Source organism: Mucilaginibacter conchicola (assembly GCF_003432115.1).
GTDB lineage: Bacteria > Bacteroidota > Bacteroidia > Sphingobacteriales > Sphingobacteriaceae > Mucilaginibacter > Mucilaginibacter conchicola.
Genome location: NZ_QWDC01000001.1, coordinates 1892459 through 1917534, shown reverse-complemented (window position 1 = coordinate 1917534; position 25076 = coordinate 1892459). Strand labels below are relative to the sequence as shown.

The 25076-nt window shown below is 45.1% G+C and carries 20 protein-coding genes and 1 tRNA gene; 11 read left to right on the top strand and 10 right to left on the bottom strand.

All coding sequences use genetic code 11. The annotated features are described in order from the left end of the window. Positions 1-135 precede the first annotated feature (135 nt). Positions 136-210 (bottom strand) — tRNA-Val (locus tag D0C36_RS08680). A 141-nt stretch (positions 211-351) separates the two neighbouring features. Continuing rightward, the gene (locus tag D0C36_RS08675; RefSeq protein WP_147321964.1) at positions 352-663 is read right to left on the bottom strand and encodes a hypothetical protein; all 312 of its coding nucleotides are present in this window, start codon (positions 661-663) and stop codon (positions 352-354) included. 1012 nt (positions 664-1675) lie between these two features. Between D0C36_RS08675 and D0C36_RS08670 the strand changes: the two genes are divergently transcribed. Then, on the top strand, positions 1676-2368 hold the full coding sequence (locus D0C36_RS08670) for a ferritin-like domain-containing protein (RefSeq protein WP_117391126.1): 693 nt from the start codon (positions 1676-1678) through the stop codon (positions 2366-2368). 11 nt (positions 2369-2379) lie between these two features. Further along, entirely contained in the window at positions 2380-3231 is an 852-nt protein-coding gene (locus D0C36_RS08665; RefSeq protein ID WP_117391125.1) for a ferritin-like domain-containing protein, read from the top strand. Positions 3232-3300: 69 nt separating this feature from the next. Here the strand turns inward: D0C36_RS08665 and D0C36_RS24510 are convergent, their stop codons facing one another. Next, positions 3301-5058: a DUF6600 domain-containing protein gene (locus D0C36_RS24510; RefSeq protein ID WP_158557093.1), complete on the bottom strand. Its 1758-nt coding sequence runs from the start codon at positions 5056-5058 to the stop codon at positions 3301-3303. A 183-nt stretch (positions 5059-5241) separates the two neighbouring features. Here D0C36_RS24510 and D0C36_RS08650 point away from each other — a divergent pair, with 183 nt between their 5' ends. Beyond that, on the top strand, positions 5242-6204 hold the full coding sequence (locus D0C36_RS08650) for an isopenicillin N synthase family dioxygenase (RefSeq protein ID WP_117391123.1): 963 nt from the start codon (positions 5242-5244) through the stop codon (positions 6202-6204). Positions 6205-6734: 530 nt separating this feature from the next. Here the strand turns inward: D0C36_RS08650 and D0C36_RS08645 are convergent. Further along, positions 6735-7052 (bottom strand): c-type cytochrome, encoded by a 318-nt coding sequence (locus tag D0C36_RS08645; protein WP_117391122.1) that lies wholly within the window; start codon positions 7050-7052, stop codon positions 6735-6737. Positions 7053-7248: 196 nt separating this feature from the next. Continuing rightward, complete coding sequence (locus tag D0C36_RS08640; RefSeq protein WP_117391121.1) at positions 7249-8652, bottom strand: MBL fold metallo-hydrolase RNA specificity domain-containing protein; 1404 nt, start codon at positions 8650-8652, stop codon at positions 7249-7251. 132 nt (positions 8653-8784) lie between these two features. Here D0C36_RS08640 and D0C36_RS08635 point away from each other — a divergent pair, with 132 nt between their 5' ends. Together D0C36_RS08635 and D0C36_RS08630 are read left to right on the top strand one after the other, a co-directional pair. After that, positions 8785-9156 carry a BlaI/MecI/CopY family transcriptional regulator gene (locus tag D0C36_RS08635; protein WP_117391120.1) on the top strand — a complete coding sequence of 124 codons (372 nt, stop codon included), beginning with the start codon at positions 8785-8787 and terminating at the stop codon, positions 9154-9156. Between the two features lie 2 nt (positions 9157-9158). After that, the gene (locus D0C36_RS08630; protein WP_117391119.1) at positions 9159-11093 is read left to right on the top strand and encodes a M56 family metallopeptidase; all 1935 of its coding nucleotides are present in this window, start codon (positions 9159-9161) and stop codon (positions 11091-11093) included. A 70-nt stretch (positions 11094-11163) separates the two neighbouring features. Here D0C36_RS08630 and D0C36_RS08625 read toward each other — a convergent pair whose 3' ends face one another. From D0C36_RS08625 to D0C36_RS08615, 3 genes are all read right to left on the bottom strand, one after another. Beyond that, entirely contained in the window at positions 11164-11856 is a 693-nt protein-coding gene (locus tag D0C36_RS08625; protein ID WP_117391118.1) for a PAS domain-containing protein, read from the bottom strand. Positions 11857-11867: 11 nt separating this feature from the next. Then, on the bottom strand, positions 11868-12023 hold the full coding sequence (locus D0C36_RS08620; protein ID WP_117391409.1) for a lmo0937 family membrane protein: 156 nt from the start codon (positions 12021-12023) through the stop codon (positions 11868-11870). 208 nt (positions 12024-12231) lie between these two features. Beyond that, positions 12232-14022 (bottom strand): M61 family metallopeptidase, encoded by a 1791-nt coding sequence (locus D0C36_RS08615; RefSeq protein ID WP_117391117.1) that lies wholly within the window; start codon positions 14020-14022, stop codon positions 12232-12234. A gap of 187 nt (positions 14023-14209) precedes the next feature. On the opposite strand from D0C36_RS08615, the gene D0C36_RS08610 reads away from it, so the two are divergent. Genes D0C36_RS08610 through D0C36_RS08590 form a run of 5 tightly spaced genes read left to right on the top strand, consistent with a single transcriptional unit; the run spans position 14210 to position 21014 of the window. After that, a complete protein-coding gene (locus D0C36_RS08610) occupies positions 14210-15283 on the top strand; it encodes an efflux RND transporter periplasmic adaptor subunit (protein ID WP_117391116.1) in 1074 nt (357 codons plus the stop codon). Positions 15284-15291: 8 nt separating this feature from the next. After that, complete coding sequence (locus D0C36_RS08605; protein WP_117391115.1) at positions 15292-18411, top strand: efflux RND transporter permease subunit; 3120 nt, start codon at positions 15292-15294, stop codon at positions 18409-18411. 6 nt (positions 18412-18417) lie between these two features. Next, positions 18418-19749, top strand: a complete 1332-nt coding sequence (locus D0C36_RS08600) for a TolC family protein (protein WP_233524450.1) — start codon at positions 18418-18420, stop codon at positions 19747-19749. A gap of 27 nt (positions 19750-19776) precedes the next feature. Next, complete coding sequence (locus D0C36_RS08595) at positions 19777-20157, top strand: response regulator (protein ID WP_117391113.1); 381 nt, start codon at positions 19777-19779, stop codon at positions 20155-20157. Beyond that, a complete protein-coding gene (locus D0C36_RS08590) occupies positions 20154-21014 on the top strand; it encodes an N-acetylglucosamine kinase (RefSeq protein ID WP_117391112.1) in 861 nt (286 codons plus the stop codon). The genes D0C36_RS08595 and D0C36_RS08590 overlap by 4 nt, the downstream gene beginning before the upstream one ends. A gap of 140 nt (positions 21015-21154) precedes the next feature. Here D0C36_RS08590 and lnt read toward each other — a convergent pair whose 3' ends face one another. Both lnt and rsmI read right to left on the bottom strand, forming a co-directional pair. Then, on the bottom strand, positions 21155-22759 hold the full coding sequence (gene lnt / locus D0C36_RS08585) for an apolipoprotein N-acyltransferase (protein ID WP_117391111.1): 1605 nt from the start codon (positions 22757-22759) through the stop codon (positions 21155-21157). A gap of 118 nt (positions 22760-22877) precedes the next feature. Then, positions 22878-23612 (bottom strand): 16S rRNA (cytidine(1402)-2'-O)-methyltransferase, encoded by a 735-nt coding sequence (gene rsmI, locus D0C36_RS08580; protein ID WP_117391110.1) that lies wholly within the window; start codon positions 23610-23612, stop codon positions 22878-22880. Positions 23613-23722: 110 nt separating this feature from the next. Here rsmI and serS point away from each other — a divergent pair, with 110 nt between their 5' ends. Further along, positions 23723-24994, top strand: a complete 1272-nt coding sequence (gene serS / locus D0C36_RS08575) for a serine--tRNA ligase (protein WP_117391109.1) — start codon at positions 23723-23725, stop codon at positions 24992-24994. The last annotated feature ends 82 nt before the right edge of the window (positions 24995-25076 follow it).

Below are 25076 nucleotides of genomic sequence, written 5' to 3'. Positions count from 1 at the left end.
TATGCGGTAAAAGTTAGTAATTGTTTTATTTATAAGCTTGAGCTTAGTAAGCTATAGTAATAATTGCATTGTAGCCATCTGATTTGCGTAAACAAATTATCAGTAGATAAGCTAANCTGTTTGACTCTCTTTTCGTGGGAGCAACAGGATTCGAACCTGTGACCCTCTGCTTGTAAGGCAGATGCTCTGAACCAGCTGAGCTATGCTCCCTTTTTGTTTGCCCTTTTAATCATTTCTGATTAGCTGAGCTCCCTTGCGTTTGGGAATGCAAATATAGAGTTTACTTTTAATGTGTCAAAAAAATATTTCAAAAAAAATATAAGTGGCAGAAAAGCAATGAAATAAATTTTATCACATGGCAATTTCGTGGTTCCCGCGCGGGTCTTCGGGCAAAATTTCCATCTCAGGATACTCAATATAGTCGGCATACCATTGTATAGCGCTTACTACGTCAAGGGCATCTTCGGCATTAATGTTAATGGTTTCAAACGCATATAGCTTATTATGCGCATACCCATATAGCTGTATCTCGTTATCACTTGGGGTAAACTGATCTTCACTTAAACAATACACTCGTATCTTCAAACTGGTATCTCTTGAGTGTATTACATCCCGGCAAGGGTTGCTGGGGTCTGTCGCCAATAAATACACATTGTAATCCATACCTATTGTAACATAGTTAGTTCTAATAAGTTTCTAAAAAATATCATCAAAAGTTTAGTACTTATAGTTGTGTATTATGGCTTACGAGTTAATTTTCTACATAATGTGAAGTAAGTTCTACGATAAAAATTTCGGCACATTTAAAAAAGCCCCTTTTTAAGGCAAATTGGATGGTATCAGGAATCGGCACCTGGTTTGTATAAGTATTAATACCCTTCTCAAAGGGAGTTTTTCATAGGTAGATGTAGGGCCGTAGGACTGCGAGAGTCTTCCGGCCTTTTTTATTTACCCGGCTTTCCTTTCATGATCATACAATCCCGTATTTAGAATTTTATCCCGGTTGCCTCGTTACTGATGTAGCGTTTGAGTTAATTTTCTACACATTGGGAAGCGGTTTCTACACTAAAATTATCGGCATACTTAAAAAAGGCGCCTTTTAGGCAAATTAGGGTGTTTTTTAAACAGGCATCAGGTTTGTATATATATTAATACCCTTCTCAAAGGGAGAGTTTTTCATAGGTAGATGTAGGGCCGCGAAACTGCGAGAGTTTTTCGGCCTTTTTTATTTACCGCAGTTTTCGCTCATTCGTGTTTATCCATTACGTTATAAAATCCGTTTTAAGGTTCAAATATTTCGTTTGATAGCATGAGATAGCCTTTGAGTTAATTTCTACATCTTGGGACGAAAATTCTACGATATTTATTTCCATTAATTTAAAAACAGGCCTTTTTAAGCAATTTGAAGACGTTTGTGAAAAGGGCATCAGGTTTGTATAAGTATTAATACCCTTCTCAAAGGGAGTTTTTCATAGGTAGATGTAGGGCCGTAAGACTGCGAGAGTCTTCCGGCCTTTTTTATTGTTTTTACTCTGTTTTTGAGTGCCCACTCTATTATCGAATACTCTGCTTTGCTATAACAACTCTGCTTTGCTATAAAGCATCCGAATCGCCAATCCGGCCAGAACAAACGCGCGTAATTGGTCTTAAACTGTAATAAACTAAAACAAATTTTATGAAAACAGACATTAACCCAATTACCGGTAATGTGAATATGGCCCGCAGGTCGTTTTTGCGTTATGCAGGAGCCGGCGTTGCTACTGCAGCCGTTGTAGGTGTAACAGCCTGCCACAAAGACCGTGTTATTGTTAACCCGGGCGGTACATCCGACATTGGTTCTGACGATATAGGTATCCTTAACTACGCTTACGCACTTGAGCAACTTGAGGCAGCTTTTTACACCGAAGTTGTTGCCCATGCGTACACAGGTATCTCAACGGTTGAATTAAACTATATGACCGATATCCGCGATCATGAGGTAGTACACCGCGAATTTTTTAAAGCCGCTTTAAAGTCTAATGCTATCATGTCTTTAACGCCTGATTTTAGCAAGATAGATTTCTCAAACAGAACCAGTGTGCTGGCAACAGCCAAGGCCTTTGAAGACCTTGGGGTGCAAGCTTACGATGGTGCCGGTTTTCTTATCAAAACACCAGAGTATCTTACTATAGCGGGTAAAATTGTATCTGTTGAGGCAAGACACGCAGCGCTGATAGCTAATTTGATCTCTCCGGGATCTTTTGTACCCGACGATCAGGTTGATGGTAATGGTTTAAATAAGTCTGCAACCATTGCGCAGGTGTTGCCTATTGCTAACACCTTCCTTAAGACAAAAGTGACTGCAAAAGCATTTAATTATAACGGTTAATCGATATCGCCATGAATGTATTCAACATAATAGAAGAAATAGAAAAAGTGGATCCCGAAGTTTACGAGCGTTTAAATCCTCGTCGTGCGGCCATTAAAAATATTACCAGCTTTGGCTCAAAAGTAGCCGCAGCCGCATTGCCATTTGCTTTAGGAACAATGTTCAAGAAAGCCTATGGCCAATCAAGCTCAACTGTGCTTGATGTATTGAACTATGCATTAACCTTGGAGCATCTCGAAGCTGCCTTTTATACCCAAGGCCTTGCAAAAGCAGGTTTAGTGCCTGCCGCTAATACAAGCTATCTGGCATTGATAAAAAGAGACGAGGTTGCTCACGTTAAATTTTTACAAGACGTGATCACATCGCTTAATGGTACCGCTGTTACTGCAGGTACCTATGATTTTACCGGTGGTAACAATAAAGGCAATGGCCCGTTCAAATCTGTGTTTACAGATTATGCCCAATTTCTTGCTGTTGCACAGGTGTTTGAAGATACAGGTGTGCGTGCATATAAAGGGCAGGCACCGGCTTTGTTAGGTAACCAGGTTGTTTTAACAGCAGCCCTTGGAATCCACGCTGTTGAGGCCCGCCACGCATCGGCGGTAAGAAAACTGCGCCATGATCTTAACCAGGATGCCAATACCAAACCGTGGATAGTAAGCACAGCTACTTTAGGTAATGATACCGGTGTTGCTGCTGCAAATGCTAACTATGCTGGTGAAGAAAACGTAAGCCAGGGAGGTGTTGATCTGGTTGCTGCGCTGAAAGTTTCAAACGCGATTGCATCAGCATCGTTTGATGAGCCTTTGACCAAAGAGCAGGTAACCGCTTTAGTTGTAGGTTCATTTATTGTGACCACGTAAGCAATTAAAAGTAACAGATTGAAAAAGGCTCCCGAATTTCGGGAGCCTTTCTTTTTTATGCGTATTTAATTATTGCCTTGCAGGGCGTGCGTTACGCGCCGGAGCTTGTTCGCGCTGTTGCTGTTGCTGGGCTCGTTGTTGTTCCTGTTGTTGCCTTTGTTGCTCGCGCTGCTGTTGTTGTTGCTGCGCTTGCTGTTGGCGCTGCTGCTCCTGTTGTTGGCGTTGTTGCTGCATCTGCTGCTGCTGAGCCTGTTGCTGCTGGCGTTGCTGCTCTTGCATTTGCTGGCGTTGCTGTTCCTGTTGCTGGCGCTGTTGTTGCAATTGCTGCTGTTGCTGGCGGGCTTGTTGTTCCTGTTGCCTTGCCTGCTCTTGCTGCTGGCGCTGTTGCATTTGTTGCTGGCGCTGCTGATCTTGCACCTGAGAGCGTTGCTGCCTCAATTGTTCTTGTTGCTGGCGCTGCTCATCACGGGCCTGTTGTTGCAGCTGGCGAATTTGCTGTTGAGCCTGTTGGCGCTGCTCGGCAGATTGCTGGTCGCGTTGTTGTTGCTGCTGTTCGCGGGCCTGGCGTATTTGGTCTTGCTGTTGCTGGCGTTGCTGCTGCATTTGTTGCCTTTGCTGTTGCAATTGTTCGCGTTGTTGCTGGTCAGTGGCCTGTTCGCGGGTACGGGCATTATTTTGCTGCTGGCGTTGCTGCTCAGCCTGTTGTTGTTGTTGCTCACGCTGCTGCTGACTTTGCTGACGTTGTTGATCACGTACCTGTTGTTGTGCCTCGCGGCGCTGCTGATCAGTTTGTTGTTGCGGCTGCACTTGTTGACGAGGCTGGCGACCGTTCTGCTGTCTTTCAACATTACGCTGATCGGCCGTTGTTGTGGCCGGTGTGCCGGGGCGTGCTGTGCGGCCATCGGCGTTACCGCGGCTGTTATCTACACGTACAACATTAGTATTAGGGTTGCTGCTACGTGCGGTTGCCGCAAGTTTAGAAGCATTTGCCTGGTTGTAACCTCGGCCATTGCCGCCGGCTATACGCTGGCTCGGGTTTTCGCGACGGTATGCCGCAGCATCAACCACGCGGGTAGGGCGGGCATTATCATCCTTCCTTATAACTGGCCTGTAAATATTAATGTTATTGTTATTAATAGTTGTACGCGATGGTCTGTTAATATTGGTAATATTATAAACCCTTACAGGGCGCCTCGTAATGCGCTGGATATCTTCACGGCGCGGGCCACTTATATAAGTTATATTATTATGCACATAGGTATTACGTATGTAAGTGGTACGATTGATATAGGTATGCGCACGATAAGCCGGCACATAATAATTATATATGTTAGGCGATGTGATATATTGCTGCGGAGCAAATATCCAGTAATTATCAGGTACAGAATAGCCTCCACCGAATGACAGGCTTATATCAATACCCGGCTGCATTGGTGCCCAGCCATAGTAACCGCCGCCATCTCTCCAGCTAACCCAGGCGGGTGCCCACTCGTTACCTGGTATCCATTCCCAGCCATAATAGTTGTCAAATCTCCAGCGACCATAATGGAAAGTAGCCCATCCCCATGGATAATCAGATACCCAGGTATTACCATATTCTGTTAACGCCCAGTAGCCGTTGGTGCCATAAGGCCGAAAATTCTGGTCAACATCAGGTATCCATACGTTACCGTATTGCTGATCGTAAACCCAGGTGCCGTAGGGTGATAGTTCATCATAAAACTCCTGGTCTGATACATATCCCTGGGCAAATATTTTGTTGGGTGCTGATACCATCAGCATGAATGCCACTAAGGCTATTCCCCATATTTTTCCTAATTTTTTCATGTTTAGTAGTATTGGTTTAGTATGGTTTTATATTACAGACTAACCATTAACACAAACGTTTAACCCTATAAATGTTTTATAGCCATTGTCATAAAACATTTACATAGCACAGCTTATTTTATAAGTAGCAAGTACGTTCTCAGGAAAAAAATAGATAATTTTGGCTTTAAACTTATATCGACTATGAGCACAGTAAATATCCCTCGCTTGGATCTTAACACTTATATAAATGGCAGCGCCGAAGAGCGTAAAGCCTTTTCTGATGCTATTGGCCAGGCTTTTAATGAAACCGGCTTTGTTACCATTACCAACCATGGCTTAAGTAAAGAATTAATAGATAGCCTTTATACCCGCGTAAAATCGCTTTTTGCTTTGCCCGAGGATGTGAAGATGAAATACGAGATCCCGGGTTTGGCCGGTCAGCGTGGTTATACGGGTAAAAACAAGGAAACGGCTAAAGGCTTTAAAGTGCCCGATCTGAAAGAGTTTTGGCAGATAGGCCAGACCGTTACTGATGACGCTCCCGAAAAGGAACTTTATCCTGATAACGTGCAGGTTGCCGAGCAGCCTGAGTTTAATGCCGTAACGCTTGAGGTTTACAAGAAACTGGAAGCAGCAGGTATCCACCTGTTACGCGCTATTGCCGTGTATTTAGGTTTGGATGAGAATTACTTTGACGATAAAGTACACAACGGTAATTCTATCTTGCGTACACTACATTATTTCCCGATAGAGAACCCTGATGCTTTGTCTCCTGATGCTGTACGCGCCGGTGCGCACGAGGATATCAACCTCATCACCTTATTAATAGGTGCCAGTGCCGATGGTTTGGAGTTACTTACCCGCGATAACAGCTGGTTCCCGGTTAAGGCACATGGCGAAGACCTGGTGGTTAACGTAGGCGATATGCTGCAGCGCTTAACCAACAACAAATTAAAATCAACTACGCATAGGGTAGTAAATCCGCCGCGCGAGGAAATGAAGAACTCACGTTTTTCTGTACCGTTCTTTCTGCACCCAAAATCAACCATGGATTTGACCAGTCTGCCATCGACCATTGATGCGGAGCACCCAAAACTATACACCGATACCACTGCAGGCGAATACCTTGATGAGCGCCTGAGAGAAATAGGCTTGAAAAAGTAAAAATTTAAAAGTCAAAATTAAAAAGCCCTGCACTGCGGGGCTTTTTAATTTAATAAATGCTGGCGCGAGCTTTCAGCTCGTGTCTAACCACATGGTTAGACACGAGATACGCTGCGCTAATCTCGCGACGGCGGGTGACTTTTTGTTTTTACAACAGACTATGTCATTTCGAATGAGCGGCAGCGAGGAGAAATCTTCTACGCGCGATACTTACGGTGCAGAAGATTTCTCGTCGCCCCCACGCCTGGGTCCATCCCTTCTGCTCGCTCGAAATGACAGAGTGTGAGTAGAGTTTGTCAACGATTGATAGGTGTTCACGTTCACGCGCATGAACATCGTGAACACTCGTGAACGCCTGATAATCAGTTGTTTTTTGCTGACATGATTGTGTCACCGTAGATTTTAAACGTCTGTTTATCAATTGATAACGAAAATTGGATCATTCTTAGCGAGCTGCATATACCGCGTCGTTCCTCGCAATGACGCGCGGGGGAAGGATGTCCGCTCTTCTGTTTGTCAGAATATCCGCTTTATTTGTTGTCGATAAAAACTCTGTTTTTGTCAACGTAGTCAGATATCTGTTTTAACTCTTGCGGAGTAACCTTTGTGGATCTGTGTGGCTCTTTTTTGGGATCGTAAGCTTTATTTACGTTGTCGAAGGTTATAAGTGCCGGCCCGACCATCCGTATGCCAATACCATGGCAGGCACCGCATTTCGACCTGAATAATTTTTCCCCTTTCTCTGCATTGTAAACTTCAGCTACTTTTTCCGTGGCTTCAGGCTGAGCATTGTTAGCGCAACGCGGAAATAAAGTAAAAAGCGATATACAGATTATCAGAAGTTTCATTCAAAGGTTTATTAGTCTGATACAAAATAAACAAATGATTTTGTCATTTCGAACGAGCGATAAATACCGCGTCATTGCGAGGAACGAAGCAATCTCCAAACTATACAGAGCAAACCTGCCTATGTAGAGATTGCTTCGTTCCTCGCAATGACGCGCGGGGAAGGACTTGGCCCTTTCGAAATGACATTGTTAACTTTTAATCCAACACCACTTTCTCATGCTGGTACGGGATCTCGATATTCTTAAAACCGTGCTGCTTTAAAGTATTGGCAAAGTGCTGTTGTACTTCGTACTCGCCGTGTACCAGGAATATCTTTTTCACTTTTGCAGGATCCTGACAGTTGAGGAAGTGCAGAAGGTCTTCGTAATCGCCGTGGGCGCTCATGCTTTTGATGGAGCGTACATCGGCATTTACCTGGTAAGCATCGCCAAAGATCTGTACCTCTTTATTGCCGCGGGCAAGGCGGCCGCCAAGCGAGTTAGGTTCGGCATAGCCAACCAGCAGGATGGTGTTTTTAGAATTATTGATATTGTTTTTGATGTGGTGCTTCACCCTGCCGGCCTCGGCCATGCCGGATGAAGAGATAATAACACACGGGCGAGGATCATCATTCAAAGCGATGGATTGCTGTGTCGACTCGATAAACCTCAAGCCTTTAAACCCAAACGGATCCGGATCAACGCGCAATACTTTCTTCACGTTGTTATTGTACTCCTCGGGATGGTCTTTTAGTATTTCAGTCGCTTTTTCTGATAGCGGGCTATCCACATAATAAGGAACATCCGGCAATTCGCCGCGCAGCTCTAATGCATTTAATGCGTACAGCAACTCCTGCGTGCGGCCAACGCTGAAAGCCGGGATAATTACTTTCCCCTTTTTGCGCTCGCAGGTTTCTTTGATCACCTCAAGCAGATTGTCCTCAATAGGGCCGATGTCTTTATGCAGGCTGTCGCCATAGGTAGACTCTAAAAGAATATAATCTGCCTGCTCGAAAGTCTGCGGGCTTTTCAGTATCAGGTCGCCGTAACGGCCAACATCACCGCTAAAGGTAATGTGGGTTTCTTTGTCGTCCTCAACAACGGTAAGGTGCACTGCAGCGCTGCCTAAAATGTGCCCTGCATCGGTAAATTTAAAGCGCAGGTTTTTGTTGATGGCGTACTCCTGGTGGTAGTCTACTATCTTAAACAGGCGCATGGCTTCCATGGCATCATCTTCGGTGTACAACCCTTCCAGTAAAGGCTGACCGCGTTTTTTACGCTGCTTATTGCTGTACTCCACATCCTGCATCTGTATTTTGGCCGAGTCCATGAGCAGGATACGCGCCAGGTCCATTGTTGCAGATGTACAGAAGATGCTGCCCTCAAAACCTTCCTTAACCAGGCGGGGTATCAAACCACAATGATCGATGTGCGCGTGCGAGAGTATAAGGTAGTCTATCTTTTTGGGGTTAAAGCCAAAGTGTTCGTTCATGTCTTCGGTTTGCTCGCCCAGACCCTGGAACATGCCGCAGTCTAATAAAACCGTAGTGCCATCATTTAAGCGAAGCAGGTGTTTGCTGCCGGTAACGTTACGGGCAGCACCGTGAAAGGTTATTTCCATTTATAATTGATTGTTACAGGTAACCAAAAATGGTGAATTAAAGTTTCTTTTAAAATTAACTAAACTTTTAGTTGTATAATTAGTTTATTAGTTATACCTTAGATTTAAGTACTTACAATTATTGCACGATCCATGGAAATTAAAGAGTTAACCCGGGCCGAAGAACAAATTATGCAGGTGCTGTGGCAGCTGGATAAGGGCTTTGTAAAAGACGTTTTAGACGTTTTGCCAGAACCCAAGCCAGCTTACAACACCGTATCAACCATTATCAGGATACTGGAGACCAAGGGCTTTGTTGGCCATAATGCTTTTGGTAAAAGTCATGAGTATTACCCGCTCATAAGCAAAGACGCCTATAAGGATTTTGCGGCCGAAAAGCTTTTGAGCGGCTACTTTGATAATTCGGTAAACAGGATACTGTCGTTCTTCGCCAAGAAAGAGAAGATCAACCTTAAAGAGGCTGATGAGATCATGAAACTGATTGAAAAACTTAAAGAGAAATAGTTATGAGCTGGTGGCATTATTTAATACTGGTAAATATTTACCTGTGCCTGTTCTACGGCTTTTACAGCTTGCTGTTACGCCGCGAAACCTTTTTTCAGCTGAACAGGATCTACCTGGTAGGGACGGCCATATTGTCGTTCTTTATCCCGCTGATGCATAGTGACTGGGTGCAGGATCTGTTTATTACCAAGCAGGTGCAGTACTCTATTTATGGTGCCACCGCTATTACTTTAGCCAACGTTACACCGCTTAAAGATAACCCGCTTACCGTGGGCGAAGTATTGGGCGTACTGTATGCCATCGGTGTTGTTATATTGATAGCTAAACTGTTGATACAACTGGTGCTGTTACGCAGGGTTATCAATGATCCATCGCCAAAAGTATCATACTCTTTCTTTAACAAGATAAAAGTAGGGCAGGAGATAGACGGGCAGGAAGTGATACATAACCACGAGCTGGTGCATGCCCGCCAGTTTCACTCGGCAGATGTATTGATCATTGAAGCGGTAATGATCATGAACTGGTTTAACCCGATAGTTTACCTGTACCGCCGCGCCATTAAGCACGTGCACGAGTTTATTGCTGATAAACATACCCTCGATACCGGAACAAACAAGGCAGATTACGCCATGTTGCTGCTGAGCCAAACGTTTGATACGCCTGCGCACGGCCTGGTTAATCCGTTCTTTAATCATAGTCTACTCAAACAACGTATCATTATGTTACAGAAAAACAAGTCGCAGCGTATTAAGCTCATCAAGTATGGCTTATCTGCACCATTATTTGTGTTGATGCTGGTGTTATCATCAGCAACTATCAGCAACAGCAAAGCGGTTGAAACCATCAACAAAAAAGCCGATGCCGTTTTAGAAAGTTCGGTAACGGGTAAGTATAAATTACTTACCGATGCTGTGCAACCCGATGAACATTCAAGTTACAATGCTGCGGCGGATACAGTACCCGGTAAGGACAAATACATTGTTAATGTAATGCCTGCTTTCCCCGGGGGCGATAAAGCGTTCGGGCAGTTCCTGGCTAAGAATGTTAAATACCCCGCTGAAGCGAGGAATAAGAAAGTAGAAGGGCGTACTGTTATTACCTTTATGGTTGATAAGGATGGTTCACTGTCTGATTTTAAGGTAGCCAAAGCCGTTGGTAGCGGTACCGATGAAGAAGCTATACGGGTGCTTAAACTTTCACCGAAATGGAAACCCGGTATCAGCAACGGGAAACCGGTAAGAAGCCAAATGAGTGTGCCGATCAATTTTACATTAGCTGCTGATGCAAAGGCATCTGTAGAAACCCAACAGCAATTAGATGGTAAACCGGTGTTTACAGCGGTTGAACAATCACCATCTTTCCCCGGCGGAGAAGAAGCTTTCTCTAAATTTATCAGCCACACTGTTAAGTACCCTAAAGAGGCCAGAGAAAGAAATATACAGGGCCGTGTGATAGCTTCTTTTATTGTTGAAGAAGATGGCTCATTATCGAATATAAAAATTGTGCGCGGTGTTGGCTACGGAACGGATGAAGAAGCTATGCGTGTATTAGAGAGTTCGCCAAAATGGAAACCAGGTATTCAAAACGGGCATACGGTGAGGGTACAATATGCAGTGCCTATCAACTTTGCACTTGAGGTGCAGGATGGTGGTAAAGAAAAGAAAATGGGTTACATACCCGATAATCAGCCTAAAAACTATACCATACTGGCCGACAGCAGCAAAAACTGGATCTCATTAAAAAGCAACAAACAACCTTTGTATATTGTAGATGGCACCAAGGTAGCTTCCGTAAATAATCTCAATCCTAATGATATCCAGTCTATCACCGTATTGAAAGATAAAAATGCTTTATTAAAATATGGCAAAGATGGTGAAGCCGGTGTTGTAGAAGTAACTACCAAAGCTAAATCCCAATACCAGATCAAGATAAAATAGTCAAATCAGTTAAGTTAAACCATATCCCAAAAATGAGAAGCCGGTGCTATGCCAAATAGCCCGGCTTTTTTTAATGTGGGGCGCCGCGTGTTTCGGCTTCCTGCTGTTCGCGCATGTTGCGCATTATTTTAGTGAAGCCGCGGTGCTTGCCATAATAATCATACAGCGGAAACATCAAGCCCGTACCCCAAAACCGCGATTGGTTTTTGCGCATGTGGTAACGCTCGTCAATGGCGCGGCCTTCGGTCATGGCGGTTTCCATTTCTATCTGCGGGGCGCCTGTGGCTTTGTCTTCGGGGGTGAAGAACACTTTGGCGCTGTGGCCTATCACTTCCTGCTCGGTGTAACCCAAAAGCTTTTCGGCACCTTTGTTCCAGCTGTTAATGTCGCCGTTCTTATCAGTAGTTATCACGGCATAATCTTCAAGGCTATCCAGCACCTGGTGATAAAAATCTTCACTTATCCTAAAGTAACTGTCCTCAAAAATATCCTCTCCGGTAATTGAGGAATCTATGGTATGATAATCAACCTCAACGGTTACGCCATCAATACCGCATGCCAATTGCATAGGTTCGCGGGTGATGCGGTAAAAGGTTTCAAAACCATCGGGCAGGTTGTTCAACTGCGGTTTCTCGCGCAGGGGTTTTAATATAATATAGCCGCCGTCTGTTTCATCGGGCAGGTCTTTACTGTTTGATAATACATAGGTGTAGCCTTTCTCAATCAGGTCGCCTAATAGCTGTGGTGTTAAAGGGATCTTCATAGGTGTAATGCTTAAACAGCCGTGGGCCTGCGGATGATCTTTAACAGGATAATGATAATAGCTATAACCAGTAACAGGTGGATAATGCCACCCAATGCAGCAAAAAAGAAGCCTATTGCCCAGCAAATAACCAGTACAACGGCAATGGTATATAATAATGAGTTCATTTTGGTGGATGTGGGTTTATTGTTTAATAACATTTACATAACAAAATGCTTGCCACCCTGCACATCAAACAAAAAAGCCCTCTCCGCAAAACGGAGAGGGCTTTTTAAATTCGGGCCTGTTCATTGCCGTCGGCTTTAGCCGACGGTGAAAGAGTTTTTTGCTTTATCCCGTTGGCTGAAGCCAACGGCAATGATTACTTTGCAGTTATTACAGTTTTAACCATTTTTTGCGCACTGCTAATTGCTTAGCGTTAGCGCCTTCAATTTCGTTAATGCTGTATTTAACGTTGTTGTTGCGTTGCAGGGTAACAGGGATAACAAAACGTTGTCCGTCGCGGTTTACGGTAACGTTTACTTTATCGCCCACTTTTTTACCTTTTAAAATGGCAGCCATATCGGTTACAGGGGTATCGTCAATAGCAGTTATCTCGTCGTTAACGTTCAAACCATCAACCCAACCCGCACCATCGCGCAATACGGTAGTAATTATTTTGCGCGAGTTAGTGAACACGCCCAATGATGGCTCCTGGGTGTCAGCAAGGTTATCAACTAATTTGTAACCTGCGTAGTTAAGGTATTTGTTGTAATCGATAGCATCAAGGCCGTTGATGTATTTAGCATAAAAATCGTCCAGTTTTTTACCTGCAAATTTCTCAAAGCCTGCTTTAAATTCGGCATCGGTATAGCCGCGTTTTTTGCCCTTGTAATAAGTATCGTACATGTACTTCATTACGTCATCTAATGAGAATTTGCCATTGCTGTCGTTAATGATCTCCAGATCTAACAACATACCTACAACCGCACCTTTATCATAGTAAGAGATGCCGGTGTTGTATGAGTTCTCGTTAGGGCGGTAGCCTTTTATCCATGCATCAAAGCTCGACTCCGATAATGGCTGCACGCGTGTGCCCGGCTGGTTCTCAACAGTGTTAATGTCGCCGGTCATGTCGCCAAGATAATCCTGCTGGTTAGAGATATCAGCATGGCGCAGTATCAGGTTTTGGTAGTAGGCGGTAAAGCCTTCGGCTATCCAAAGGTTGGTGGTGTAGTTCTCGTTATCATAATCAAACGGACCTAAAGCAATAGGGCGCAGGCGTTTTACATTCCACAGGTGGAAGTGCTCGTGTGCAACCAGACTCAAAAAGCCACGGTAACCGCCCGGTGAGCTGTACTGCTCGCGCGAGGCACCTAAAACGGTAGAACTTAAGTGCTCCAGACCGCCGCCGTTGCGTTGTTTGTTATGTACAATGAAAGTGTAATGCTTGTTAGGGTTCTCGCCAAATACGGCAACCTCGGCACGTACAACTTTAGCCATATCAACTTTAAGGCGTTCTTTATCGTAGTTACCGCCGCCGTACATAGCCACTTCGTAATGTGTGCCATCCACATCAAAATCAAAAACATCCTGGGTGCCTATCTCTAACGGAGAATCGTAAAGGATATCAAAGTTTGGCGCAGTGCGGGTAAAGGTATCGCCATTTACGGTTTCTAAACTGGTTGATACTTTATTCCAGTCTTTGTAAGGTGAGATGTGGATGGTTGAGGGGCTGCTCACCATGCCTTTAGGGTACAGGAAAATACCTGTGGTTGAAAGGAAGGCGTGCGATGCATCGATAAAACTGGTGCGTACAGATAGCTCAAACGCGTAAACTTTATATTTAACCGTTACCGAGCTGATGCCGGTCGTGTTAATTTTCCAGGTGTTCTTATTGATCTTGCTGGCCGCAATGGCTTTGCCTTTGGTGTTGGCGCTAAGCGATTCGATGTTTTTCGCAAACTCGCGTACCAGGTACGAGCCGGGTGCCCAAACCGGCATTTTTACCTCAAGCGAGGGTTGTGCAAGGCCGGTAATATTCATTTCAACTTCGGCATAATGCGCTTGTGCTTCGGGGAAAGTAACGTTGTAAGAAATTTTAGCAGGAGCAGGCGCAGCGGCAAAAGCAGAGGTCATAAAAAGTGTAATTAAATAAGCTAATGCTGATGAGGTCAGTTTTTTCATGCTGCAAGTTAAAAAAATAATATTCTTAAATAAATCGTCAAAAACCTGTTACGTTGTAAAATGGATGATACACGCAAGCAATTTGAGAATGAACTCGTTAATATTGCAAAACATCTGCTCCGTATATCAGTTATGGTGTACTGGTGCCGCAAATTATTAAACCATAAATTGAAGCAGCACTGCTCAAATGAAAACACGTTACGTAATATACACTTTATTGGCGCTGCTGGTAGCGTTCCTTATCTACAACAAATTCTTTAGCAAGCATGCTGAGGAAAACAAAATGGCTACAGCAGGCAAGGGCAAAAAGAAAAATGGCCCGGTATCTGTCAACGTGATGATAGTGCATGATACCGCCGTAGTAAACCAGATAGATATTACCGGTACCATTGATGCCAATGAGAAAGTTAGCCTGGTGAGCCAGACTGCAGGCGCTATAACCGGTATATATTTTAACGAAGGCCAGCGTGTAAGCAAAGGCCAGCTGCTGGTGAAAGTCTACAATCAGGACTTGCAGGCATCGTTGCTGCAGGTACAAGCCCAAATGGCACTTGCCAAAGATATTAACCGCCGTAACAAAATACTGGTAGAGAAAGAAGCTATCAGCAAAGAAGAATACGAAACCTCGCAATCATCATACAATGCATTTAAGGCACAGGCCGATAATATGCGTGCGCAAATAAGCCGCACCGAGATACGTGCGCCGTTCAGCGGGGTTATCGGGTTAAGAAGCATCAGCCCAGGTGGCTACCTTTCGCCAACCACGCCAATTGCCACACTGGTAAATATCGATCCGGCTAAGGTTACTTTTTCAGTGCCTGAGCGTTATCTGCCGCTTATAAAAACGGGCAGTAAGGTAAGTTTTACCATAGAGAGTTCGCAGGATAAATTTGCTGCAACGGTTTATGCCATTGAGCCGGCGCTGGATGCAACATCGCGCACCATAACGGTACGTGCAAAGGCACCGAACCCTAAAAATCTGCTTACTGCAGGCGCATTTGCCAAGATAAATTTAACGTTAGATCAGATACCGAAAACCATTATGGTGCCGACCGAGGCCGTTATACCCGACCTGAAAAGCAGCAAGGTGTACGTGTACCACAACGGCGTAGCGCTGGCCAAAAACGTAAAAACCGACCTGCGTACCGATACCAAGGTGCAAATAGTTGACGGTTTAAAATCGGGCGATAGTGTGGTGGTATCCGGCTTGATCCAGATCCGCCCTAAGGCGCCATTGAAAGTTCTTAAAGTTATCAAATAAGCACAGGTATGAGTTTATCGTCAGTAAGTATAAAACGACCCGTACTTGCAACAGTAATGTCTGTTGTGATAGTTGTATTTGGTATCATAGGCTACAAATTTCTGGGCGTGCGCGATTTCCCTTCTGTAGATCCGCCCATTATTTCAGTATCTACAAGCTACTCCGGTGCCAACGCCGATGTAATAGAATCACAAATAACCGAGCCGCTGGAGAAAGCCATCAACGGTGTGCCGGGTATCCGTAATATATCATCAACCAGCTCGGTTGGGCAAAGCAGCATTACGGTTGAGTTTAATCTGGATGCCGACCTGGAGACCGCTGCTAACGACGTGCGCGATAAGGTGAGCCAGGCAGCGCGCCAGCTCCCGCAGGATATTAACGCCCCGCCGGTAGTAACCAAGGCCGATGCTAACGCCGACCAGATCATTACCCTTACTGTAAGCAGTAACACCCGTAATATTATGCAGGTGAATGATTATGCCGAGAACGTTTTGCAGGAAGGCTTACAAACCATCCCCGGTGTAAGTGCTATTAACATACAGGGCCAGCGCCAGTACGCCATGCGTTTATGGATAGACCCTAATAAGCTATCTGCCTTGGGATTAACTGCTACCGATATTGGTGATGCGCTAAGCCGTGAGAACGTGGAGCTGCCTGCAGGTAAAATTGAAGGTAATAACACCGAGCTTACTATCCGTGCGTTGGGCAAACTCACCGATGAGAAAGATTTTAACAATCTCATTATCCGTGCCGATAGTAACCGCGTGGTTCGCTTGCGCGATGTGGGTTACGCCGTATTAGGATCCGCAAACGAAGAGACCGCATTTAAAGAATCGGGTGTGCCGCAGGTAGGTTTGGCCGTGGTGCCGCAGCCCGGTGCCAACTACGTGCAAATTGCCGAAGATTTTTACGTTCGATTAAAACAGATAGAAAAAGACCTGCCGCCTGATATTACCGTGAAAGTGGCATTGGATAATACCAAGTTCATTAACAACTCCATCACCGAGGTAAAAGAAACACTGATCGTCTCCTTTGTACTGGTTGTAATTATTATCTACCTGTTCTTCCGCGACTGGCTCATCGCCTTCCGTCCGCTGATTGATATACCGGTATCACTGATAGGTGCATTCTTTATCATGTATGTATGCGGGTTCTCTATCAACATCCTTACGCTGCTGGGTATTGTGCTGGCCACGGGTTTGGTGGTGGATGACGGTATTGTGGTAACGGAGAACATTTATAAAAAGGTAGAAGAGGGGATGGCTATTCGTAAAGCCGCTTTTGAAGGCTCGGCAGAAATATTGTTTGCGGTTATATCCACATCAATAACACTGGCAGCAGTGTTCCTGCCTATCATGTTCCTGCAGGGTTTTACCGGTCGCTTGTTCCGCGAATTTGCGGTAGTGGTTGCCGGTTCGGTATTGATCTCGGCTTTCGTATCACTATCCTTAACACCGATGCTGAACGTGAAGCTGATCCGTAAGGAGCAAAAGAAATCAAAATTCTACATTGCTACCGAGCCGTTCTTTGTGAATATGACCAACGGTTACACCGAATCATTGGTGAAATTCATGAAACGCCGCTGGGTATCATTTGTGATATTGGGTTCATCATTGCTCGTAACAGGTATCTTGTTAAAAACAACACCATCAGAGTTAGCACCACTGGATGACCGTAGTTTGCTGCGTTATTCGGTTACAGGTTCTGAGGGTGCTACTTATGAATATATGACCCGATACATGGATAAAGTGGCCAACCTGGTTACCGATTCTATGCCCGAGGCTAATGTAAATATCGAGATCGTATCGCCATCCTTCGGTGGTGGTTCGGCCAACAGCGGTTTTGGTCGCGTAGGTTTGGTAGCGCCAGATCAGCGCGAGCGTACCCAGCAACAACTGGCCGACTGGCTGAACAAGAAACTTGCTAAGATGCCTGATGCCCGCGCCATTGTGGTGCAGGAGCAAACCATAAGCGGTGGTGGTAGTGGTGCCCGTACATCTTTACCGGTACAGTACGTTATCCAGAACCAGGATTTTGAGAAGATCCGTAAGGTACTGCCCGAGTTTTTTGCCGAGGTTTCAAAAAGCCCCGTTTTCCAGGGAACGGATGTGAATCTGAAATTCACCAAGCCTGAGCTTAGGGTAACAACAGATCGCGAACGTGCCCGTGACCTGGGTGTATCCGTAGCAGATATTGCACAGACGCTGCAACTGTACTATAGTGCCGGCCGATTGGACTACTTCCTCATCAACGGTAAACAATATCAGGTTATAGCCCAGGTTGACCGCGCCAACCGCGACCAGCCGCTCGATCTGAAATCTATCTACGTACGCAGTACCAAAGGCAACCTGGTGCAACTGGATAACGTGGTAAAGGTATCAGAAAGTGCTACGCCGCCATCCATCTATCACTTTAACCGCTTTAAATCGGCAACGGTACAAGCCGGCCTGTCACCGGGTCATACTGTAGGTGATGGTATAGCCGAGATGAATCGTATTGCCAAAGGTTTGCTTGATGAAACATTCAGTACCGACCTTTCCGGCCCTTCTCGTGACTACGCAGAAGGTTCATCAAACATACTGTTCGCATTTGGTTTTGCATTGTTGCTTATTTACCTGGTATTGGCTGCGCAGTTCGAGAGCTTTGTAGATCCGTTTATTGTAATGCTTACCGTGCCCCTGGCTATTGCCGGTGCCTTTATATCGCTTTGGTTGTTCGATCAAACGTTTAATATATTTAGTCAGATAGGTATCATCACCCTTGTGGGTTTGGTAACCAAGAACGGTATCTTGATAGTTGAGTTTGCCAACCAGCGCATGGAGCATGGTTTAAGTAAATACGAGGCGGTGGTAGAAGCGGCAACATCGCGTCTTCGCCCTATTTTGATGACCAGTTTGGCAGTGGTATTAGGTTCGGTGCCAATTGCGCTGGCGTTGGGTGCCGGTGCAAAAAGCCGTGTATCATTAGGTATTGTAATTATTGGCGGTATGCTGTTCTCATTGGTATTAACGCTTTATGTTATCCCAACCATGTACATGGTATTTGCCTCAAAAACACGCCGCGACCCTGATGCGGAACCCGATGAGGATACTGAACCTAAAGCACCTTTATTAATAGAAAAACTTTAAGCAATAATGAATATCAGAAAAACACTTTGTTTGATGGTTTGCCTTGTTGCTTTGGCAACGGGCCTGCGTGCGCAAACAACTACCAACCCGGCGGCGCCGCGTTTATCGCTTAAGGATGCTGTTGAGCTGGCGTTAAAGAATAATTATAACATTAAGCTGTCGCAGAATAACTCAACCATAGCAAAAAACAACGTTACAATTGGCAACGCAGGTATGCTGCCTGTGGTAACCGGCGATGCTGCCTTAAACGGAAGTCGCCAAAAAGTGAAACAGACACGTAATGATGGTACCGTTAATAACCTTAACGCAAACAACACAAACAACAACTACGGCGTAAACCTTAACTGGACGGTTTTTGATGGCTTTAATATGTTTGCCAATTATGATATGCTCAAGCAGATGGATAAGTTAGGTGCCATCCGTTTACAGGATACCATACAGGCAACCATTGCAGGGGTTATCACTACCTACTACAACCTGGTAGCGCAAAATGTGCAGATACAGGCTTTAAAAGGAGCTATCGATATCTCGCGCACGCAATTGCGTTATGCCAATGATAAGTTTGCAGTAGGCCGTATTTCCCGTTTGGATGTATACAACGCGCAGATAGCTTTGAATACCGATACCGCAAGTTTGCTAACGCAGATACAGGCGTTTAAAACCACACAAATCCAATTGAACCAATTACTGGTGCGCGATCTGCAGACAGATTTTACGGTAGATAGTACGCTCACTATAAGCAACCAGCTGGTATTGGGCGATATCCTTTCAAAGGCGCAAACGCAAAACCCGGCAATATTGGCGGCGCAGATCAACAAACGCCTGGCCGAGATCAATTTGAAACAGGTACGCTCTACCCGTTACCCGGTAGTAGGAGTAACATCGGGCTATACTTTCACTAACAGCCGTACGCCGGCAGGCTTTACGCTTAGCCAGAATACGCACGGCTTGGCTTACGGTTTAACCGCGTCCATTAATATTTTTGATGGTTTTAACCAGTGGCGAAAAGAGCGTAATGCAAAGCTGCAGATAGATAATGCCGGCATCAGCCAAAAACAAACCCAGCTGGATGTTGAGGCGCAGATAAGTAATTTCTTTGTTGCGTACCTTGCAGGGTTGGATCTGATAAAGCTGAGCCAATCTAACGTTGACCTTACTAAGAAGAACCTGGAGATATCTTTGGAAAAATATCGCCTGGGAAATATTACGCCTTTAGAGATCCGCGAGGCGCAGCGTAATTATCTGAATGCACAATCTGTTTACTCTAATGCCTTATATCAATCAAAAATGGCCGAGGTTACTTTGCAGCAGATTACTAACAGTATAAGTATACAATAATATACCAAAAATGTATACTTTTGAAAAATGGCGTTCCAATTTCACACCTGTTTGCTGGTTGACGATAATTACATCGACAACTTTGTTACGCGCAAGATTTTGGAGAGCGGCAGTTTTGCAGAAAAGATAATTGTAATACAATCTCCCGTTGAGGCGCTTGATGCCCTTGATAACGGAACAGTAAAACCTGATGTGATATTTTTGGATATCAGAATGCCGCAAATGAGTGGCTTTGAGTTTTTGCAGGCTTACGAGCAGCTTGGTATCGATAAAGAACACACCAAAATATTTATGCTTTCATCGTCGCTTGACCCGACGGATATGAACAACTCACTGGGAAACCGGTATGTTACACGCTTTGTTCATAAGCCGTTAACGCATGAGGCGCTGGGAGAACTTACTACATGATATTAGTAGCAGATAGCGGATCATCAAAAACAGACTGGCTGTTAGCCATCCCCGGCGAAGGCAATAAGGCATTTAAATGTGCCGGTTTAAACCCATATTTCTTAACCGAAAAAGAGATCGTTAAGATCATTCAGGAACAGGTGCCGGAGATGGTTGCCCTGGCTAAGGATATTACCGAGATCTACTTTTTTGGCGCGGGCTGCTCCAGTCCGGATAGGCATGAGATAGTTACCAACGCCATCAGTACTCTTTTTCCTGATGCTTATGTAAGTGTCGACAGCGACCTGCTGGCATCGGCTTATGCAACCTGTGGCCACGAAAAAGGTTTTTGTTGCGTATTGGGTACCGGCTCAAACATTTCGTTTTTCGATGGCGAAGATATCCACGATGGCCAGCATGGGCTGGGCTACGTATTAGGCGACGAAGGTAGCGGTACCTGGTTTGGCAAAGCATTGCTGACCGATTACCTGTATGACCGCATGCCAGCCGATATTTCTGCGAAATTTAAAAAGACCTTTAACCCAACCAAAGATGCCGTTATTGAGAACGTTTACCGTAAACCAAGAGGTAACGCTTACCTGGCTTCGTTCTCCAAGTTTTTGAGCGAGATACGCCCTACGGAATACGGACAAGATATTTTAAGAAGCGGACTGAAGGAATTTGTTGATACCAACGTAAAGCAATCATACCCACAGTACGAGAAATTTAAGTGCCACTTTGTTGGCTCCATTGCCTACGTTTTTGCCGATGAACTGACTACCATTTGCAGGGAGAACGGTGTGCATGTAGGCAAGATCATCCGCCAGCCTATTAATGATCTGCAGGAGTTTATCCTGAAGAGGGATATGGCGAATTAGAAGTTTAAAATTATCTAAAGATTTCTATTCCCTTTTTGCCCTTGTTGGTGTTGTCACCAACAAGCCGTATAAAGAGCAACGGGTTATTGCCCGTGGAGAGTTGTTGGTGACAACACCAACAACGGCGCGGTGATCATCCGTTATTTCCTTCTAATTTTTATCAACAAAAACACCATCCCCAAAACTGCTAAGGCACTGCCTGTCTTCGGCAGATAATCGCCATGGTCAGTATAAAAGGTAATATCGCTATTGAGGTTGATATCCTGTTTTAAAGCAGTACGTACCCACCATTTGCTTTGCTGAACCACATCGCCACGGCTGTTGATAAATGCCGAGATACCCGTATTGGCCGACTGGCATACCCACCTACGGTTCTCTATGGCGCGCAGCTTGGCATAATCAAGGTGCTGGTCCTTGCCTGATGTATTTTCCCACCAGCCATCGTTGGTGATAATAGCGATGAATTGTGAACCTTGTTTCACTGATTTTGCCACCCACTCGCCCCAAAGCGATTCGTAGCAGATAACAGGCGTTGCGCCTATGCCGCTTTGTGAGAACAATACACTTGGTTCGCTTTGCAAACCGTAAGCACCAACCGCCCCGCCGAGGTGTTCAAATACCGGCTTTATAAAAGACAAAGCGTTACCAAAAGGCAATGACTCGGCCCCCGGCACCAGCCGCGATTTATGATAGAACTGTACCTTGTCGGAATTTTCGATGTTGATAGCGGTACTGAACCTGTCGTAAAATGCACCATCTTCCATTGGGGTGGCTGTTGCAGTTGCTCGGGTTGTGTAAAATTTATGTGTCTCGCCGCCGGTTAGTACGTTCGCATTTTTGAATGGCTCTAAAAAACGTTTTACCTGCAGATATGAATTATCCGTGCGGATGCGATCTTCATCCATGTCATTTACAATGGCGGTCTCAGGCCATAAAAAATATTCGGTATTACGCTGGCCGATGGAGTCGCAAAGTTTTGTGAGGATGGCTATTTGTTCAGCAGGTGGCACGGTACCTTCCTTTTCATAAGGGTCTATATTAGGTTGCGCAACCACCACGTTTGATGGATTCGAGCGCTCTTCGTAGTTGTAATATTTATAAAGCGAAAAGCTTATTGGCAGGATAAATACCAGAACCGAAGCGGCTATCAGCTTCAATCTCGTTTGCTTCGTTTGCGATTCCCGCAGGCCGATATAAATGAGGAATACAAGGATATTGATGGCCCAGATCCAAATGGTGCCACCGTAAACGCCGGTGTACTCGTACCATTGCGCCCATTGGTGGGTAGTGGCAAGCCCGTTACCCAAAGTCATCCAGGGGAAGTTGAGGTCCCAGCTTTGGTGCAGGTATTCATAACCTATCCAGAAACAAACCAGCCCGGCCAAACTTATGGCGCGATTGATTTTTAAACGCAGCCGGTAATACAACCAGCAAGCCGTAGCCATCAGCACAGGGCCAAGAGCATAAGGTATCAGTGTAACAGGTATGGCTGTTATCGGGCCAATGATCTTTAAGGCATTGTACACCCAGTAAACACAAAGCGTATTCCACACAAAAAAGCCCAGAAAGGTGGTATTGAAGATCTTTTTCCCCTTGCTTTTACTATCCGACGTAATGATGTTCTCCATCGCCACCAGCATTGGCACAAAGCCAATGAACAGCATAAACGTGGTGTAATGCGTAGGCGGCCAGGCTATCCAAAGCAGCAAGCCCGAGAATATGGATAGGAGTATGTTTTTTTTCATTTGATATCTTCTATTATGTCATTGCGAGGAGCGACAGCGACGTGGCAATCTCTTGGCGTTCCATCTGCATGCGACGAGATTGCCACGCTGTCGCTCGCAATGACATGGGTTTTTATGACTAATCATCCTCCTCGTTCCCATATTTCTTTTTCTTCTTCCCCTCAACTTCTTCAGCGCCCGCTACGCATATCACAAACTCACCTTTAATGGGGTGGGTCTCAAAATAAGTTTTTACTTCAGTTACGGTACCGCGTACGGTTTCCTCGAACATCTTGGTAAGCTCGCGGGATACGGAAAGCTGCCTGTCGGCACCAAAATAGGTGGCCATTTCCTCAAGCGTTTTCAATAAACGGTGCGGCGATTCGTAAAGTATAATGGTGCGCTCTTCGGTAGCCAGGAATTTATAGCGGGTTTGGCGGCCTTTTTTAAGTGGTAAAAATCCCTCAAAACAAAACTTATCTGTAGGGAAACCCGAATTTACCAGTGCCGGTACAAAAGCGGTTGCACCGGGCAGGCATTCAACGGCGATGTTAAATTTCAAAGCCTCGCGCACCAGGAAAAATCCGGGGTCAGATATGGCCGGTGTGCCTGCATCTGATATCAGCGCAATATTCTGCCCCATCAGTAAAAACTTTATGATCTCGTTGCTGCTCTGGTGCTCGTTATGCTGATGGTGCGCAAACATCTTGTTCTGTATATCAAAATGTTTCAGCATAGGTGCCGATGTGCGCGTATCCTCGGCCAGTATCAGGTCGGCCTCTTTTAATACACGTATGGCCCTGAAGGTCATGTCCTCGAGGTTGCCGATAGGCGTAGGCACTAAGTATAGTTTTCCGGTTGTTGGTTGGTCCATATTTAATAGTTGCAGTGGCAGTTGCGGTAGCAGTATAAAATTAAAAAAAGCTGCAACTGCTACTTAAAACTGCTACTTAAAAAATATCTTTGCCTTTTAATCTTAAAAAGATGCTGCAAGTTAGTTATATCCGCGATAACAGGGATAAAGTTTTAGAACGTTTGGCTGTTAAAAATTTTAAACAGCCCGAATTGGTTGATGAGATAATTGCTTTGGACGAGAAACGCCGCCAAACCCAAAACCAGTCGGATAACGTATCGCAGCAGGCTAACGCGGCCGCTAAGCAAATTGGCGAACTGATGCGCAACGGCAAAAAGGATGAGGCCGAAGCCATTAAAGCCAACACCGGTAAATGGAAAGAAGAAATTAAACAACTGGCCGAGCAACTGACCGCGCTGGAAACCGAGCTTCAGGATAAACTGGTTGTATTACCAAACCTTCCTCATACATCAGTGCCAAAGGGGGTATCTGCAGATGATAACGAAGTTGTTTTAGAGAACGGAAGCAAACCCGAACTGCCTGCCAATGCCTTACCGCACTGGGAACTGGCTGCTAAATATGACCTGATAGATTTTGAACTGGGCGTAAAGATCACGGGTGCAGGTTTTCCTGTATATAAAAATAAAGGTGCCAAGCTGCAGCGTGCCTTGATCAATTTCTTTATTGATGAGGCCGAAAAAGCAGGCTACAGCGAAGTAGGCGTGCCGTTGGTAGTAAATGAGGCTTCGGGTTTTGGAACGGGTCAATTGCCGGATAAAGAAGGGCAGATGTACTTTGTGAACGAGGATGAGCTTTACCTTATCCCAACGGCCGAGGTGCCTATCACCAACTTGTACCGTGATGTGATATTGAAAGGTGAGGAGTTGCCTGTTAAGAATTGTGGACATACACCGTGTTTCCGCCGCGAGGCTGGCTCTTACGGTGCCCACGTACGTGGTTTGAACCGTTTGCATCAGTTTGATAAAGTGGAGATAGTACAAATAGTACACCCCGATCAATCTTATGAAGTATTGGAAGGCATGAGCCTGCACGTGCAGAGCCTGCTGCAGAAGCTTGGCCTGCCTTACCGCGTATTGCGCCTTTGCGGTGGTGATATGGGTTTCACAAGCGCCTTAACTTATGATATGGAAACCTGGAGTGCAGCACAGCAACGCTGGTTAGAGGTATCATCAGTATCAAACTTTGAGACTTACCAGGCTAACCGCTTAAAATTGCGTTTCCGTAATGCAGAAGGTAAAACCCAGTTAGCCCATACCTTAAATGGTAGTGCACTGGCATTACCGCGTATTGTAGCTACGTTACTGGAGAACAACCAAACCGAAAAGGGTATTAAAATACCTGAGGCCTTGATGCCATACACCAAATTTGAATGGATAGACTAATTATCTGAATATGATAAAAGCCCCGGCCAAACGCCGGGGTTTTTTAGTTTATGCACAGCCGCCAAAACATTATATATTTACT

Excerpts from the sequence above, each read along its gene's own strand:
- D0C36_RS08675 (WP_147321964.1), bottom strand. The coding sequence starts at position 663 with ATGGATTACAATGTGTATTTATTGGCGACAGACCCCAGCAACCCTTGC.
- D0C36_RS08670 (WP_117391126.1), top strand. The coding sequence starts at position 1,676 with ATGAAAACAGACATTAACCCAATTACCGGTAATGTGAATATGGCCCGC.
- D0C36_RS08665 (WP_117391125.1), top strand. The coding sequence starts at position 2,380 with ATGAATGTATTCAACATAATAGAAGAAATAGAAAAAGTGGATCCCGAA.
- D0C36_RS24510 (WP_158557093.1), bottom strand. The coding sequence starts at position 5,058 with ATGAAAAAATTAGGAAAAATATGGGGAATAGCCTTAGTGGCATTCATG.
- D0C36_RS08650 (WP_117391123.1), top strand. The coding sequence starts at position 5,242 with ATGAGCACAGTAAATATCCCTCGCTTGGATCTTAACACTTATATAAAT.
- D0C36_RS08645 (WP_117391122.1), bottom strand. The coding sequence starts at position 7,052 with ATGAAACTTCTGATAATCTGTATATCGCTTTTTACTTTATTTCCGCGT.
- D0C36_RS08640 (WP_117391121.1), bottom strand. The coding sequence starts at position 8,652 with ATGGAAATAACCTTTCACGGTGCTGCCCGTAACGTTACCGGCAGCAAA.
- D0C36_RS08635 (WP_117391120.1), top strand. The coding sequence starts at position 8,785 with ATGGAAATTAAAGAGTTAACCCGGGCCGAAGAACAAATTATGCAGGTG.
- D0C36_RS08630 (WP_117391119.1), top strand. The coding sequence starts at position 9,159 with ATGAGCTGGTGGCATTATTTAATACTGGTAAATATTTACCTGTGCCTG.
- D0C36_RS08625 (WP_117391118.1), bottom strand. The coding sequence starts at position 11,856 with ATGAAGATCCCTTTAACACCACAGCTATTAGGCGACCTGATTGAGAAA.
- D0C36_RS08620 (WP_117391409.1), bottom strand. The coding sequence starts at position 12,023 with ATGAACTCATTATTATATACCATTGCCGTTGTACTGGTTATTTGCTGG.
- D0C36_RS08615 (WP_117391117.1), bottom strand. The coding sequence starts at position 14,022 with ATGAAAAAACTGACCTCATCAGCATTAGCTTATTTAATTACACTTTTT.
- D0C36_RS08610 (WP_117391116.1), top strand. The coding sequence starts at position 14,210 with ATGAAAACACGTTACGTAATATACACTTTATTGGCGCTGCTGGTAGCG.
- D0C36_RS08605 (WP_117391115.1), top strand. The coding sequence starts at position 15,292 with ATGAGTTTATCGTCAGTAAGTATAAAACGACCCGTACTTGCAACAGTA.
- D0C36_RS08600 (WP_233524450.1), top strand. The coding sequence starts at position 18,418 with ATGAATATCAGAAAAACACTTTGTTTGATGGTTTGCCTTGTTGCTTTG.
- D0C36_RS08595 (WP_117391113.1), top strand. The coding sequence starts at position 19,777 with ATGGCGTTCCAATTTCACACCTGTTTGCTGGTTGACGATAATTACATC.
- D0C36_RS08590 (WP_117391112.1), top strand. The coding sequence starts at position 20,154 with ATGATATTAGTAGCAGATAGCGGATCATCAAAAACAGACTGGCTGTTA.
- lnt (WP_117391111.1), bottom strand. The coding sequence starts at position 22,759 with ATGAAAAAAAACATACTCCTATCCATATTCTCGGGCTTGCTGCTTTGG.
- rsmI (WP_117391110.1), bottom strand. The coding sequence starts at position 23,612 with ATGGACCAACCAACAACCGGAAAACTATACTTAGTGCCTACGCCTATC.
- serS (WP_117391109.1), top strand. The coding sequence starts at position 23,723 with ATGCTGCAAGTTAGTTATATCCGCGATAACAGGGATAAAGTTTTAGAA.